The organism is Acinetobacter sp. TUM15071 (assembly GCF_008980925.1).
Classification (GTDB): domain Bacteria; phylum Pseudomonadota; class Gammaproteobacteria; order Pseudomonadales; family Moraxellaceae; genus Acinetobacter; species Acinetobacter dispersus.
On record NZ_BKGB01000017.1, the window covers coordinates 1 to 15,059 of the forward strand.

General features: G+C 35.1%; 14 protein-coding genes and 1 tRNA gene. 3 read left to right on the forward strand and 12 right to left on the reverse strand.

Going from position 1 to position 15,059, the window contains the following annotated elements:
* Both GBI66_RS15025 and GBI66_RS15030 read right to left on the reverse strand, forming a co-directional pair.
* On the reverse strand, positions 1 to 3,866 hold a 3,866-nt coding region (locus tag GBI66_RS15025), incomplete at its 3' end, for a DEAD/DEAH box helicase family protein (protein WP_151716634.1).
* A 198-nt stretch (positions 3,867 to 4,064) separates the two neighbouring features.
* Complete coding sequence (locus GBI66_RS15030) at positions 4,065 to 4,499, reverse strand: hypothetical protein (protein WP_151716635.1); 435 nt, start codon at positions 4,497 to 4,499, stop codon at positions 4,065 to 4,067.
* 213 nt (positions 4,500 to 4,712) lie between these two features.
* Here GBI66_RS15030 and GBI66_RS15035 point away from each other — a divergent pair, with 213 nt between their 5' ends.
* The gene (locus GBI66_RS15035) at positions 4,713 to 5,303 is read left to right on the forward strand and encodes a recombinase family protein (RefSeq protein WP_151716636.1); all 591 of its coding nucleotides are present in this window, start codon (positions 4,713 to 4,715) and stop codon (positions 5,301 to 5,303) included.
* A 196-nt stretch (positions 5,304 to 5,499) separates the two neighbouring features.
* Here GBI66_RS15035 and GBI66_RS15040 read toward each other — a convergent pair whose 3' ends face one another.
* Positions 5,500 to 6,027, reverse strand: a complete 528-nt coding sequence (locus GBI66_RS15040; RefSeq protein WP_151716637.1) for a contact-dependent growth inhibition system immunity protein — start codon at positions 6,025 to 6,027, stop codon at positions 5,500 to 5,502.
* Between the two features lie 208 nt (positions 6,028 to 6,235).
* Between GBI66_RS15040 and GBI66_RS15045 the strand changes: the two genes are divergently transcribed.
* Positions 6,236 to 6,565, forward strand: coding sequence for a pyrimidine/purine nucleoside phosphorylase (locus tag GBI66_RS15045; protein ID WP_151716638.1), 330 nt, complete (start codon positions 6,236 to 6,238; stop codon positions 6,563 to 6,565).
* Positions 6,566 to 6,615: 50 nt separating this feature from the next.
* On the opposite strand, the gene GBI66_RS15050 is transcribed toward GBI66_RS15045, so the two are convergent.
* The 3 genes from GBI66_RS15050 to GBI66_RS15060 form a co-directional block, all read right to left on the reverse strand.
* Positions 6,616 to 6,834, reverse strand: a complete 219-nt coding sequence (locus GBI66_RS15050; protein WP_151716639.1) for an AlpA family phage regulatory protein — start codon at positions 6,832 to 6,834, stop codon at positions 6,616 to 6,618.
* On the reverse strand, positions 6,831 to 7,772 hold the full coding sequence (locus GBI66_RS15055) for a phage/plasmid replication protein, II/X family (RefSeq protein ID WP_151716640.1): 942 nt from the start codon (positions 7,770 to 7,772) through the stop codon (positions 6,831 to 6,833). The genes GBI66_RS15050 and GBI66_RS15055 overlap by 4 nt, the downstream gene beginning before the upstream one ends.
* Before the next feature lie 327 nt (positions 7,773 to 8,099).
* The gene (locus GBI66_RS15060) at positions 8,100 to 8,699 is read right to left on the reverse strand and encodes a hypothetical protein (protein WP_151716641.1); all 600 of its coding nucleotides are present in this window, start codon (positions 8,697 to 8,699) and stop codon (positions 8,100 to 8,102) included.
* Between the two features lie 148 nt (positions 8,700 to 8,847).
* Between GBI66_RS15060 and GBI66_RS15065 the strand changes: the two genes are divergently transcribed.
* Positions 8,848 to 9,252 carry an XRE family transcriptional regulator gene (locus GBI66_RS15065; RefSeq protein ID WP_151716642.1) on the forward strand — a complete coding sequence of 135 codons (405 nt, stop codon included), beginning with the start codon at positions 8,848 to 8,850 and terminating at the stop codon, positions 9,250 to 9,252.
* Between the two features lie 51 nt (positions 9,253 to 9,303).
* On the opposite strand, the gene GBI66_RS15070 is transcribed toward GBI66_RS15065, so the two are convergent.
* From GBI66_RS15070 to GBI66_RS15095, 6 genes are all read right to left on the reverse strand, one after another.
* On the reverse strand, positions 9,304 to 10,509 hold the full coding sequence (locus tag GBI66_RS15070) for a tyrosine-type recombinase/integrase (RefSeq protein ID WP_151716643.1): 1,206 nt from the start codon (positions 10,507 to 10,509) through the stop codon (positions 9,304 to 9,306).
* Between the two features lie 177 nt (positions 10,510 to 10,686).
* Positions 10,687 to 10,763: transfer RNA gene (locus GBI66_RS15075), tRNA-Val, on the reverse strand.
* Positions 10,764 to 10,798: 35 nt separating this feature from the next.
* Positions 10,799 to 12,784 carry a DUF3488 and transglutaminase-like domain-containing protein gene (locus tag GBI66_RS15080; protein ID WP_151716702.1) on the reverse strand — a complete coding sequence of 662 codons (1,986 nt, stop codon included), beginning with the start codon at positions 12,782 to 12,784 and terminating at the stop codon, positions 10,799 to 10,801.
* A gap of 2 nt (positions 12,785 to 12,786) precedes the next feature.
* Entirely contained in the window at positions 12,787 to 13,704 is a 918-nt protein-coding gene (locus GBI66_RS15085; RefSeq protein ID WP_151716644.1) for a DUF58 domain-containing protein, read from the reverse strand.
* A gap of 13 nt (positions 13,705 to 13,717) precedes the next feature.
* Positions 13,718 to 14,677, reverse strand: coding sequence for a MoxR family ATPase (locus GBI66_RS15090; protein WP_151716645.1), 960 nt, complete (start codon positions 14,675 to 14,677; stop codon positions 13,718 to 13,720).
* 78 nt (positions 14,678 to 14,755) lie between these two features.
* Positions 14,756 to 15,058 (reverse strand): YbdD/YjiX family protein, encoded by a 303-nt coding sequence (locus GBI66_RS15095; protein ID WP_004770453.1) that lies wholly within the window; start codon positions 15,056 to 15,058, stop codon positions 14,756 to 14,758.
* Position 15,059 lies beyond the last annotated feature (1 nt).

The following is a 15,059-nucleotide window of genomic DNA, read 5'->3' on the forward strand; positions in this document are numbered from 1 at the left end:
TTATTTGATGATATAAATCCTTTTCTTTGAATATTGTAAAAATCAATCATCTTTTTTATATTTAAAGACAACTCTTTCTTTGAAAAATTATAATTCCAAGCATCTCTACCAGTTTCAGCACCACGAGAATAATTTTCAAACAATGTTAACGACGTTTTATTTTTTTTATCTCCCATACTAATATATTGACTAAAACTATCATCACGTTGCTTTAACCAGTCATGATACTCATCTGGAATAATTTCTTTCCAGCCAACAGCTCTTTCAATACCATTAATACTTTTAAATTCAGAAATTTTTTCTAATTTTTGTTCACGAGTTAAATAATCTCCAATATCATGGAAATAAATTTTTCCTTTATTCTCTGTATAAGGAGTTTTAACTAGAATTGAAATTGCAATAGGCGCACGACTACCACTACCAAATATTTTCCCGCCTTCTTGACGAGACTTTTCTCCAGAAGTCCTTTGATTACCTCTTAAATGAAAAATGTATAAAGAACTAAACTCTTCAACTAAACATTTTCTCAAACCATCAGCAGTATTTGCATCAATCCAACCTGCATTAGTAACAAATCCAATAACCCCCTGTTGATTTATACGATCACTTGCCCAACGAATTGCCCGAATATAAGAATCATATAAGGCATTTTTATTGATTGCTTTTGAGTTTTCTGCATAAGTCGAGCGTATCCTTTCATCTAAATATGGATATTTTAGATTCGCATTGTTATCATTTGCTGAATCCTGTCCTGCTGAATACGGTGGATTTCCAATAATTACGCGGATGTCTAAAGATTTTTGGCGTTTACGTCGCTCACTATTATCAATTAAAACTTTACTTACCAAATCTTCCTTTTCATACATCTGAAAAGTGTCAGTTAGACATATTCCACTAAACGGAGAATATTCATCAATTATTTGGCTATGATAAACAGCTTCAATATTAATTGCCGCAATATAATAAGCCAGTAACACGATTTCATTTGCATGAATTTCACTCTTGTATTTATAAACTAATTTATCAGAAGGAATTACCCCACTTTGCAATAATCTTGAAATAAATGTTCCTGTACCAGTAAATGGATCAATAACATGAACGCCGTCATCCGCAAAACTTTTACCGAATTCTTTTTGCAAAACATCATTTACACTGTGAATAATGAAGTCTACAACCTCAATAGGTGTATATACGATACCCAAACGTTCAGTCATACGCGGAAAAGCATTACGGAAAAATTTATCATATAACTCAACGATAATTTTCTGTTTAGCTTCTGCACTATCAATATTAGTAGCTCGTAATTTCACACTCTCATAAAAACGTTGTAATGATTGAGTTTCACTATCTATCTGATGTTGATCTAACACATCTAAAACCTTTTGCATTGCAAGTGCCATAGGATTATTAGAAGCAAAACTATATTCATCAAATAAAGCATCAAATACTGGTTTAGTAATGAGATGTTGAGCAAGCATTTCAATGACTTCTTCATCACTGACAGCATTGTTTAAATCATCACGTAATTCATTTGCAAACTGCTGAAATACGTCTCTTTCATGAACACATTGGGGGCGTTTTAAAATATCTGTGATTAACTTGATATGCGTCTGTGCAATTTGTGCAATATCGTTTGCCCAATCTTCCCAATGGTGTTTATTTCCTACCTTTTGAACAACTTTAGCAACGATTGCCCGTTCTATTTCTGTAGATTCAAAGCTAAAAGATTGTTGCGTTTGTTCATCTTCTTGTTCTTTTTTGGGTCTTGGTGTTTTACCAATAATTGTTCCACCTTGACCAGCACTTTGTTTTTTAGCTTTCTTTACAACTTTATTAGTGATCGCAATCACTTCCATTTTAGAACGATCAATACCTGTCAAATCCATCTTATTGATCATGGCATCAAAACGATCATCATGAGAGCGTAAAGCCTGTAAAACTTGCCACACGACTTTATAAGTTTGATTGTCATCCAATGCTTTGTTAGGCTCTACACCAGGTGGAATTACAACAGGTAAAATCACATAGCCTTTGGTTTTATTTGGTGCTAAGCGCATCACACGACCAACAGACTGAACAACATCTACTTGTGAACTACGTGGCGTTAAGAATAAAACAGCGTCAAGAGCAGGAACATCTACACCCTCTGATAAACAACGCACATTACTTAAAACACGACAAACTGGTCGTTCATTGCCATCATAATCAAATTGCTTTTCAGGACTAGCCTTAAGCCAATTTAGCTTTTGCTCTTTTAAATCAGCTCCCATTCCACCATCAACATGATCTGCTTCACAAACTAAATGGTGCGAAATTTCATTTCCTTCCTTAGCTTCGGCTTCTTGATACGCTTCGACAACTTGTTGAAAAATACCTGCAATATTCTTCGAACTTACTTGATGCTTACGAGCTTTTTGAGTTTGTTCAATCACCTGACAAAATGCTAAAGCACGTTGCATAGGACTTGTATCTTCTGCAATATCAACATGTATTCCTTGTTTAGATAAAGCTTTCCAACATCCAATAATACGAGCAGCATCATCTACAACGATTTCATTACTGTCCGTAATGGTCTTACCAATTTTTTCAATAATCGTGTCTGAATCAACAGTTAAAACAATAACTTTATAATCAACTAATAAACCTAATTTGACTGCTTCAGAAAAATTAATTGTATAAAGGGTTTCACCAAATAACTTAGGCTCGTCCATTGAATATAAAGTAAAATCCTCAGCTTTATTCTTTATATCATCAGAATACACACGAGGTGTTGCAGTCATATAAAGACGTTTTTTTCCAAGAATAAAACCAGAATCATGAATTTTGACAAAGTTTGAATCACTTTCACTATCATGTGTTGCACCAGTTGTTCTGTGTGCTTCATCACAGATAATGAGATCAAACTCTCCCATTCCATAATCATTTTGAGCGTCACTAATAGTAGCAATGGAATGGTAAGTAGAGAACACAACAGTCATATGTTCACTATCATGCAAATGTTCTACTTTTTCTCGTAATTTTTTTGCATCTGTCGTTGCTGGATACTGGAGTTCATGTGCTAGTGTCGTAACTTGATCAATAATGGAACTTTTTTCTTTCTTTTTCCCCACTTCACTATCGGAACATACAGCAAAACTATGAAGCGGTGTTGTGGACTCTTGTGTCCACTCCGTCAATGTCTGAGAAAGCAACGACAAGCTTGGTACTAAAAATAAAACTCGCTTCCCTTTACCTGCACACTCTTCTGCAATTTTTAAACTAGTAAAGGTTTTTCCCGTGCCACAAGCCATGATCAGCTTGCCACGCTCTAATTTTTGCTCATATAAGCCAATTTTGACTTGTGTTAAAGCAGCTTTTTGATGATCTTTCAGTCTTTTCTTTTGTTTAAAAATTACTTGCTTCTTTTCTGCAAACTTTGACCAATCAATTTGACTATTTTCCAAGGTAAATAAATCAATTTTAATAACTGGAGGGTCTTGATTATCCAAGGCATCTAAGGCGTTTACAGACCAATTACGTGTTGTACTTACAATAATACGATGAGCAAAGTATTTCTTACTTGCTGCTGTAAAAAAACTATCGATATCTGTTTTTTGCAATCTATAATTTTCTGCGTAGAGTTTGCATTGGATTGCATAAAACTCTCCATCATTTGTTGTAGCAACTAAATCAATACCTGTATCAGTACCTTTTAATCCCTGCTCAATCGCCCAATCCGTATACGTTTGCACATTAGTAAATAAGTCAGCATAGTAAGCCTCATACTTAAAGTATTGGATACAAAGCTGTTCAAAATATGTACCTTTCTCTCGTTCTGTTTTTGCTATTGTTCTAAATGTATCTATTAACTGGAAAAAAGATGACATAACATCCCCAAAATTAAAACTATTACTATCCCTAATTTGCTATTGTACTTATAAGTAGAAAATAATACAGATTGAACTTAAAAAACTTATATTAATAGGCAAAGGCGTATGCTATCTGCTCTATAAATATTCAATCCTTCTATCCACAGCTTCTGATTTGAGCCCATATCTGTATATGGAAGTAATTTTCTTAAATATTTATTCTCTTCGAGAGCAAATAAAATCAACGATATCCTCGCTGCTTCCCCCTTCAGTAATATCCACCCACTTACTTTTTTCTTGATACATCGTTAAGTCATCTAGACTATTTTTACCCTCACCTAAACTTCTATATTTTCTTGTTTTACAATCAATCTCATCTTTAGAAAAAACAGTTTCATCCACCCAAACGCTACGATAAACAACTATATGCTTATACTTCTTCTTTTCATCGCTTACTAAAAAATACTTACCATCATAACCACTCTTTTGCATTGGGATTGCTATTTCTTTAGCAGTTGCAGAATTCTGAGAGGATTGTTCAACATTCTCTATACTCTGCTCCTCCGTCTTCACATCGCTATCGATAGGATCAGAACTGCTACATGCAGACAAAAAGATAAAACTACTTAATACATATTTTAAAAGCTTCATAAATTTCTAATTGAATATAAAAAAAATTAGTTTAGAACTTTATTATTGATTTTTCTACAGATTACACTAATAGGTCGCCTAGCTGCTTTCTTCTCATAGCACTATACCTAAAAGACAAAAAAATTAAATGATAAAAAAACTATCAATAGAGTTTAAAAATTAATTAAATGATAGTATTATCATAATACTTAAACGAATATAGTTAAATAAGAAATGACTGCTAGAATTTATGTAAGGGCTAGTACTAAAGATCAAGATGCTGAAAGAGCATTAGACGATTTAAGAAAGTTTGCTGAAAACCTTCAAATTGATATTAAAGAATACATAGAAAATGAGTCTGGAACGAAGCTTAACCGCGCCGTTTTAAATCGCTTATTAGATGAGTCAAATCATGGTGACACTCTGTTAGTTGAAAGCGTGGATCGCTTATCTAGACTAACTCAACCTGATTTTGAGATTTTGAAAGGACGTATAAAAGAAAAAGGATTAAAATTAGTAGTAGCAGATCTTCCTACTACGCACATGCTTATTAGCTCAACTGATACCATCACCAGTTCTATCCTTAATCTGGTTAATAACATGCTAATAGATTTGTTGGCTACTATGGCTAGATTAGACAATGACAAACGTAGAGAACGTATTAAACAAGGACTAGAACGGAAAGGTTATAAACCTTCTGGTAAAAAAGCAGATATCATTAAACATGCAAGAATCAAAGAGTTGAATGTAAAAGGACTAACAAAAGAAGAAATAGCTAAAGCTGTTGGATGTGGTGTAGCTACAGTATATAGGGTTTTAAAATAAATATTATATTGAGTCAGCTAGATACCACCACCTAATGAGATAGATCTAGCTAATATTCATAAACTAATCTAATAAAATTAATTTGATATCCAGAAGTTTCTACAATAGAGGTAAAAACAGAAGCTTTGAAACTTAAAGTTCAGATAAAACTATAAACTCCACTCAAAAAATTACATGAGGCTCATGATTGTTAAAATTATTTTTCAAATACAGACTTACATTTTGCTAAAGCCAATCGCACAGCTTTGCCTATTTCTTCGTGACTAGATGTACTTGAAATTTGCACCTCATCAGACTCTTCTATACCCTCCCCATCCCAAGCTTCAGGTTTTCCTTGCCGTGATGGTTGAATAAAGATAGTCCCATTTTGTTCAATTACCGTTAAAGAATACATAGGGCGAAATAACTTTTCTTTACTTTTAAACCCAACAAAATCCTGTAATTTCCCAATCCAACTTTTGTAACGTTCAGCCCCTTGCTTGTAATCAAATAAATCTACGTCATCAACAGGCGAGACCCTACGGCTTACTGAAAGACAATCAACCAATGCCTTTCCTATCTGTACATTATCAATATTTCCTTCAAGTAAGTACTCTTTACCATTCTTATCAAGAATGAAGCTGCGTTTTCCTGACAATGTATTAATTGCCAAGACAAATTGATTGGCTTTAATACTACTAGTCTTGAAAGAAAAATCATCTGTGTTAAAGATTTTTTTATCCATATTACTTTACTACCGTAATTGTTAATTTTACACCTTTAGGTGGACTATATTGATTTGCTTTATTGATCTGTGCCCATTGTACTAGATCAGTATTTTAGGAATACCAATAAAAGATAAAGTGTCTTTTCATTTAAAAAAATTATTGAGTTTAGTTAGATCAATTTATTAAGATGTAACCCAAGCAGCACAAAAACTTAGAGGATCAAAAGTGCTTGAACAATTTGATGATGTGTCTATTAAAAAGAAAGCGTATGTGCATTTTGGTGGCGCATCCATAAGTCATATGCTTGTTTTAAAAGATGGCACTAAAAAGACCTTAGGGGTTATACTTCCTTCAGAAGAACCTTTGACCTTTAAGACACATTTAGCTGAACGTATTGAAATAATCTCAGGGCAATGTACAGTTCAAATTGGCAATGCACCTGAGGTACACATCTATAGCTCAGGTGAATTTTTTTATATTCCTTCAAATAGTCAATTTAGCATTCATACGAATGAAATTGTAAATTATGTTTGTCATCTTAATGATCAAAAATAAACTGCTTAGGCTAATTAATAAATAATTCTATATCAAGAATGGTAAAAACCTTATGCCACTAACATAGCGTTTTGATCATTTGCAGCTTTTTTACTATTCCACCAATCAATTATCTCCTGACGGTCAAAATACACGGCGGCCTGCCTAGCCGTTCCATCTTTGTATTTTTTGGGAAATGAGCTATCTTCTTGCATCATTTTATCTAATCTACTTGCTGTAATTGATAAAGCTTCACATACTTCTTTTTTTGTTAATCTTAATTTTTTCATACATTATTCCCCAATTGATTATTATAAATACTATCTATATCGATATTATACTCTTTCATGAACTTTTTTCTCATACGATGAATACTACTTCTACAGTAGAAAATTTTCTCATTCCCATTTTTCAAACTGAAATAAAACTTCTTATCTGCGTTGTTAGTTATTTTATCTAGCTCGATTACTCTACTAAAATCTGGTAACTGCAATTTATCTAAACGCCGTTTGAAAATTGTATCCAAATTACCTATATCAAACCATTGCCAACCAAATCTCAGATCCCAATCTTTAAGCTGTAGCGGATTAATCTTAATTTCAGATCGAATCATCTTATCCGCAAGTTCCTTTTGCTCAGATGTTAAGATACACCTATTCTTCCTTGCTTGATCTATCTCTTTGCCCTTGTGGTAAAACCCCAATACCCATCTTTTAGAATTTTGACCATAATAAACTCCATTTTGGTAAATAGTTTTTTTCCTATTAGGATAATAGCCACCCATTTTTATTTTCTCTAAATAAGTTAATGCTAGATTTTTATTATTAAAAATTATATCTTGCTTAACATGAATTTTATATATTCTAAACTTCCCTTGACGAATTATTTCATACTGATCAATTGTTGGCTGAATAACACTCATTTCTTCAAGTTTTAGAAGCACCTCAATGACTAAATCACGAACACTATCACAACCTTCAACATTTTGACCGTTCAACCATTTATAAAAATTACCACTAATTTTTAATTTATTATCGGTAGATTTAACTTGTAATATATGCTTATTCTCTGATTCTATACATTTTGCACGATAGGATTTCTGTCCTTTATCATAATCAAAATCTTCATTTAAATATAAGGTCAATCCATTAGATACTTTTTTCGGATCATGTGTAATATTTACAAGAACATCTAACCAGTCAATATGAAATTTATTTGTTTTTTTCATTCTATTCCTCACGTATAATTTAATTATTTTTACTAATACTAAAATTCAAACATAAAAAACCCACAATAAGCTACAGCTTAAAGTGTTTGGCATAAAGATTGATTACCACTATGAATGAAGCAATATTATTATATTTATTTTCTTTTCAAAATTTGAACAAATGTATAGTTAACATAGTTAACATAGTTAACATTAATAACTAGTATTTAGTATTACATAAACTTTATAAAAAGTCAAGTTCCATACTATTAGCTTAAACATCTAACCGTTATTAAAAATAAAAAAGACTTATCATATGATAAGCCTCTATACATCCCAAAAAGTATTTTAATTTCTTATACTACCAAACTTATAATTACCATAATTGGTTTTAACTTCAACTTCCCTAACATAATTAGGCTCACAACCAATAGATAATTTAATCATACGACCAAAAGATAAATTAGCTGGTAACTTCTTATCACGATCATATTTAGTTATATGACAATTATTACCACGATTAATTATGATGTCATTTACAGTGACTTGATCCGTTTTTGCTTGGATGACAATATCATATACTGGTCTTTCATACATTTGCGTCATAAATTGATTAGGACTATACGATACCTCGACAGGCTCCCCTTCTAATAGTTGTTTAATAGGATTTACGCTACCCTCATCTGTATATCCCTCATCACTTGCAATATTAGAATCACCACTCTCTATAGCAGCACCTTCATCTGCTTTAGTACTCGCATCAGCTAAAACACCAACAACATCTTCAGCAGAAGCAACAGCTTCTTCTGCTTCAGCTTGTGCCGTTTGAGCTCCTACAGCTTGCGTATTTTTAGATTCACTACATCCCATTACAAAATATAAGGATGACACCATCACACTGCAATACAACATGTTTTTAATCATAATTTCCCCACTACTAATAGTCATATTTCTTCACCTACTCACTTAATAAATCACTTCACACCGTGAGATTAAATTTAAAAAGTTAATCAATTAACGTAACTAAAGTTTAATAATTTACGTAATTAAAATCAAATGTTACGTAACTATTAGTTAAGCTAATTATTTTGAGGTAATGAAAAATGATGATGAAAAAACCTTATTTGCAAATCGTTTAATAAAAGCTATGCAAGCCAAAGGTTACGAAGCTAAAGCTTCAGTTTTAGAAAGAGAGTTCAATTTGAACTATTCAGGCAGACCTATGACCTTACATGGTGTCCGCAAATGGCTCATCGGGGAATCTATCCCATCAGGTGACAAACTTCTTACGCTTGCAAAATGGCTAGACGTACCACCAGAAGAACTTGCTTTTGAAAAAGATATCCAAAAAGCTATTGCTCAACGTGAAGCCCGTTGGCAGCAGGACATCGGTTATAGAGACAAAGAAGTATTTGAAGCTTTTATAGCACTATCTCCTGCACATAAAAAACTTGTTCGAGATATGATTGTTACTTTATCTGATAAATCAAAATCAACTTAAGTTATTACCGTACATAGTCGTTCTTCAAAATTTTAGAATATTTTACTTAGGCTATTTTCCTTTTACTAAATCATCTATGTAGTCTGCCCACCATTGCATCATTCCAGCACGTTCTTCAAGGTGTGATCCTTTATCATAGGCACCCTTTACACCCTTTTTCATATGGGCTAAACAAGCTTCAACCACTTGCTCTTTATCACTAAATTGATTGTTCAATGCGGTACTTGCAATATGTCTAAAACCATGTGGGTTTTGTCGCCCTTTATAACCCATACGATTTAATGCCATATTAAAGGTATTGTCCGATATAGGCTGACTTAGGCTATTACGACCTGCAAACAATAACTCAGATTCTGTTTGGTATTGTTCTAACTCTTTTAATAATGTGATGGCTTGTTTAGGTAACGGTACAACATGAGCAATACCTTTTTTCATAATTTCAGCAGGTTTAATCCAAATTGCCTTTTCAAAATTAAATTGCCCCCAAGTCGCGAAACGTAACTCTACAGGGCGTGGGAATAATAGAGCCATTAGTTCCAAACCAATTGCCAATTTACGTTGATGGTGATTACGTATATCTTTAATTAATTGAGGGAATTCATTTATTTCGACAAACTTCATATTCCCACTTTCATTTTTATCTAAATGTTTGGTTATCCCATCAATTGGGTTAAAGTTGATCTTTGATTGGAATTTCGCCCAATCATAAGTATTACGGCAATAAGAGGTTAATTTTTCAACTTGGGTGTGGATGTTTAATTCACGCTGCAAACCTTGAAAAAAATCAAACCATTCTTTAGGGGTAATTTCAGTAAAATCACGTTCACCAAATTTAGGGATGATATGACGATTAATAGATTTTTGTGCTTTATCAAAAGTTGTTTCACCCCATGCGGATTTTCGAGTATCTAACCATTCATTCATTAGCTTACTAAACTTTTTCCCCTCAATCCCTTGTTGCTTCTGTTTGAGATACTTTCTTGTTTCTAAAACTTCACCATTAGATATCTTCTCAGATAACTCAATTGCTTTACGTCTTGCTGCTGCACCACTAACACTTGGATATCCACCAATCCCTTTCCATGACCAAGTACCTTTTTCATTTTTATAACGTAACTGCCAAGACTTCTTCCCTGTCTTTTGCACTACAAAATACAATGCACCCGTATCACGTTCACGATAATCTTTGTCTTCAGGTTCTAAATTTGCCAAAGTTGTATCGGACAAGGGTCTTTTTTTAATAGCATCTCGTTTCATTTGTTTTTTGTATCATGAGTTAAGCTCCAACCAATGATACACCACATGATACAAGGTGGACAGTGGTATGTAACTTTATATACCGCTATAAAAAGCTAAAAAAAAGCCCTGAATCTATATAATTCAGGGCTTTGGAGTTCATGTAACTTTATAAAAAGTTATATGACTTTAATATCTTGGTAGGTATATCCAGACTCGAACTGGAGACCTCTACGATGTCAACGTAGCGCTCTAACCAACTGAGCTATACACCTAGAATGAGAAGCATCATATTCATTTTTTCTGCGCTTCACAAGTTTTTTTGAGATTGTTTCAGTGCAATTGCGCAGTCTTTAAGCAAGCACTTAAAATCTTGAGTATTTACGCTATTCTGCTGCTCTAAAAAAACAATTTGTTGATATAACACAATCGCTTGTTCAAATACCTGTATGTCTTCAACTTGCGATGCCAAACGCTGCATCCACACTTGAAAAGTTTCTGCAGGTTGCTTTTGCAGATTTTTGGGCAGTTTCTTTTGAAATTTGAATATAGCTTTTTGATAGCTGTGTTGCTGCCTTGTTTGCTTCCACCAATAGATACCCACATATACCAGCAAAATAGCGAATACACCAACAATCAGCACAATCGCATATGCATAACTTGAATCTAGTCCTAAGCGAGATAACCAGTTCTTCTGTTTTTCTGCATCATAACCAACTACTTTGCTTTGCCATTGATAACTTAAATAATCACTCCAAATCCGCATATTTTTTAGAAATTTAAATTGTTGCAAACGCCAAGCTTTACTTTCATCTCCCCATACAGTTTGATCTTCTGCCAAATAATCCTGCATACCCGTATCAATTCGTTGCGGTGCAATCATGGCAGTTGGGTCAATTCTTTTCCATTTTCCATCTAGATAGACCTCACTCCAAGCGTGCGCATCCAGTTGACGAACCTCCCAACTTTGCCCATCAGGCGCCAGTTGACCACCTTGATAACCTGTTACCACTCGTGCAGGAATACCTGCATAACGCATTAACATGACAAAACTAGATGCATAATGCTCACAAAAACCTTTTCGGCTGGAAAACAAGAATTGATCTATACGATCACCACCTAAAGTCCCAGGCGTCAAAGTGTATACAAAACCATTTTTTCGGTACCATGACAGCACTGATTGTAGATATTGTTCAGGTTGCTTTTGACTTTTTTCAAACAACTCATGCGCCAATTGCTGCGCTTTAAGATCCCGCCCCTCATCAAAATTAAGATTTAACTCAAGTTGACGTGCTGACAACAAAATAGGCTCTGCCGACATGCGCCCCAACCACAACATCTGTATGGGTACATTGCGCTTGATCAGCTTAGATGGGCGAATACTATTATCTTGATACAACTGCAAATAACGTTCTTGCGGAATCGAATATTCCAAACCCATGATCCAATTGGCTTGCTCATCTGCTGCTAAATATTGATAAGGCACGCTCCTTGGAGTTGACCGTACATTTTTAATTTGCTGATTGAAAAAACTGCTGGTCCATGTGGTTCCATCATATTGATCTAAAACCAAAGCTCTCCAATACAATTCTGGTCTGCTTGGAAACTGCGACATATCTGCCACCACCCGAAAAGCCAATGCTGAAGATTGCGATAATTGCGCGATATCTCCAGGCGACATCCGGTCACTGATTCCTGTTGTAGCCTGATCCTTCTGAATTGGAACCGCCCAAAGCGGTGGCAATCGAGGAAAGAAAATAAATAAGATGAGAAAGAAAGGAATTGCAATGCCTACAAATTTAAAAATTTGCTTCACATCTTGTTTAAGTTGGTTTGATGATAGTTTCGTTCGATTAAACAACCCCGTCTGTATCCGATACAAACCAAGCAAACACATCACAAAGGCTGTAAATACAATCAATGCCACCCAAAAAGCTTGACTATGTAATAATAGGCTGGCACTGACAAATAGAGCAAAATTAAAGACAATCAATAAATCACGGGTGTTTTTAGCTTCTAAGCATTTGGCAAATAAACAGGTACTTAAAAAGGCGACGCCCGCTTCTACTCCGAGGATGGTTTGATAATTGATATAAACAATACCCAAGGACAATAGAATAAAAAACACCAAAAACCATTTAGGAAAAGGCACCCAGCTTTGTTTACGATATCTACGAACCAATAAAAGCCAAACCACCGCCCATAATCCCGTTAAAGCAGCAGGTGCAAAAGCGGTTTGCCCAAGTAATACCAAAGCCAAGACAGCTAAAACACAGAAATAGATTTGTTTAGTCATCATTATGCCTGCGCCAATAAAAGTTTGGCCTTAATTAACTGAGATAGTCCCTGCCCACTTTCCAAGCGTGCATGCGGCAAAATAAGTGCATAATCATCACCTAACTGTTCACATTGCTCGACCAAACCCATCATAAAGCTTAATTTATCTTCATGGCTTTGAGCTGGGATCTGCTGATAGTCAATTTCCAGATGCTGGTGATTGGCCTGAGCTTCAAACATTTTGATCAGAAATCCCTGCCCACGTGCGACCTGTTTCCATGCCACATTTTGATAAGAATCACCATGTTGAAAGCCACGTAACTCTTTAAACTCATCTAAGCTATCTTGGGCAGAAGTCGGCTTATTTTTATGCTCTTTCTGCCAATCATAGCCCATTGGGGCAACCCAGACTTTATGTTTTGGATATAAATAAGTCCATGCGCGGACTAATCCTAATGGATAAGTAGAATAAATTTTAACGGCACCGAATTCATAGAGCCCACGTTTGTCAGGCATAACTGCAAGCTCAACACTATGTTGTGTCTGATCGATAAAAACCAATTGCTCTTGAGTTTGCCACTGTATCCTTAGATAACGTGCAGAACGAACAGATTGTTTAAATAGCAGCTTTAAAATGATTGCTTGATCGACTTGTCCGACTTCAGGCAGCACAATATCAATTTGTAAATCATGTAATTGCTTAAAGGTCAGATAAAAACTAATGCAAAGAATGGCACTGATTAGAAAGCAAAATCCTAAAATCAGATTATTGGCATAGTTAATTCCAGCAATAAAGGTAATTAGAATCAGGACCAGATATAAAAAACCTTGTTTATAGATAAAAACCAAAACGTCTTTTTGTCGCAGGATTTTACTGCGATCCATTTGGAAACGTTTTGCGATCCATTGCTTGACCTGTTGTTTAAGTCCAGTTTGCATAGTCTGTACTCACCTACAATGCATCAACTGACTGCAACAGCTGTTTTACCTCCATCTCACCCAAACTTAAACGATGTGCAACTACAGCCACAAATACCGTTTGTACATCATCCGTGGTCACGAAGCTACGCCCTTCAACCAACGCATAGGCTTGTGCTGCGGCTTTCAGTGCCAATACTCCACGTGTAGACAGGCCATGGCGTTGCTTACGTGTTTCAGCAGCTAAATCTAAAATATAATTAAGTACGGCGTCACTGATGAATATCTGTTTGGCCAATTCACGTAAATGCAAAATATCGGCTTGGTTAAACACAGCATCTAATTGATGAATCAGGACTTGGCGTGAGCTTTGTTGTAACAGTAATTTTTCTGCTTGACGAGATGGATAACCCAATGACAATCGCATCAAAAAGCGGTCTAATTGAGACTCTGGCAATGCATAAGTTCCACTTTGAAAGAGTGGGTTTTGCGTCGCCAGCACCCAAAAAGGTTGTGGCAATTCATAATGCACGCCATCTACTGTAACAGCCCCTTCTTCCATCGCTTCCAACAAAGCACTTTGAGTTTTGGGACTACAGCGGTTAATTTCATCTGCGAGGAGGATTTGGGTAAAAACAGGACCTTGCTTAAATTCAAATACATGTTCTTTCTGATTAAAAATATTGATACCAATCACATCACTGGCCAACATATCATTGGTAAATTGAATGCGCTGAAAATGTAATCCTGCCAAACGCGCCAAGGCACTGGCTAAGGTTGTTTTACCGAGTCCAGGTAAGTCTTCAAACAATACATGACCACCTGCCAGCAAACAGGTCAGTGCCAGTTTGGTTTGTTGCGGCTTATCTAAAATGAGCTGATTGACTTCAATTAAAAATTGCTCAATCTTTTGACCAAAGCTTTTAATATCTTGTTCTAACGCTTGGTTTTGTCGTTTTTTGTCTTGAACTGAAGCTTGATCCATGCCCCACATAATTTTATCCCCAAAATAAAACAGTGCATGTTTCAACATACACTGTTTTGGTTTTTTTTCAACGAAATCAATTGATTTCTAGCAAGGGCATTTTTTCATATTACCACCCGCTGAAGGATAACGTGCATCGATACAATGACGATAAAATGTCTTTGCATCCATCGGAGTTAAATCTGGATGATGCGCTTTCATATGCTGCACATAGGTTTCGTAGTCAGGCACACCGACCATCAAACGAAAACTCTGCTGCAAACGTTGCCATAACACAGCAATCCGTGACCAATTCTTGGGTGATAAAAGTAAATGTTTTTGCGACATGATGGTGAATTTAATAATCTTCACAATCACTGCGCTGCCTTGTCGAGCAATTTTAAAATCCATC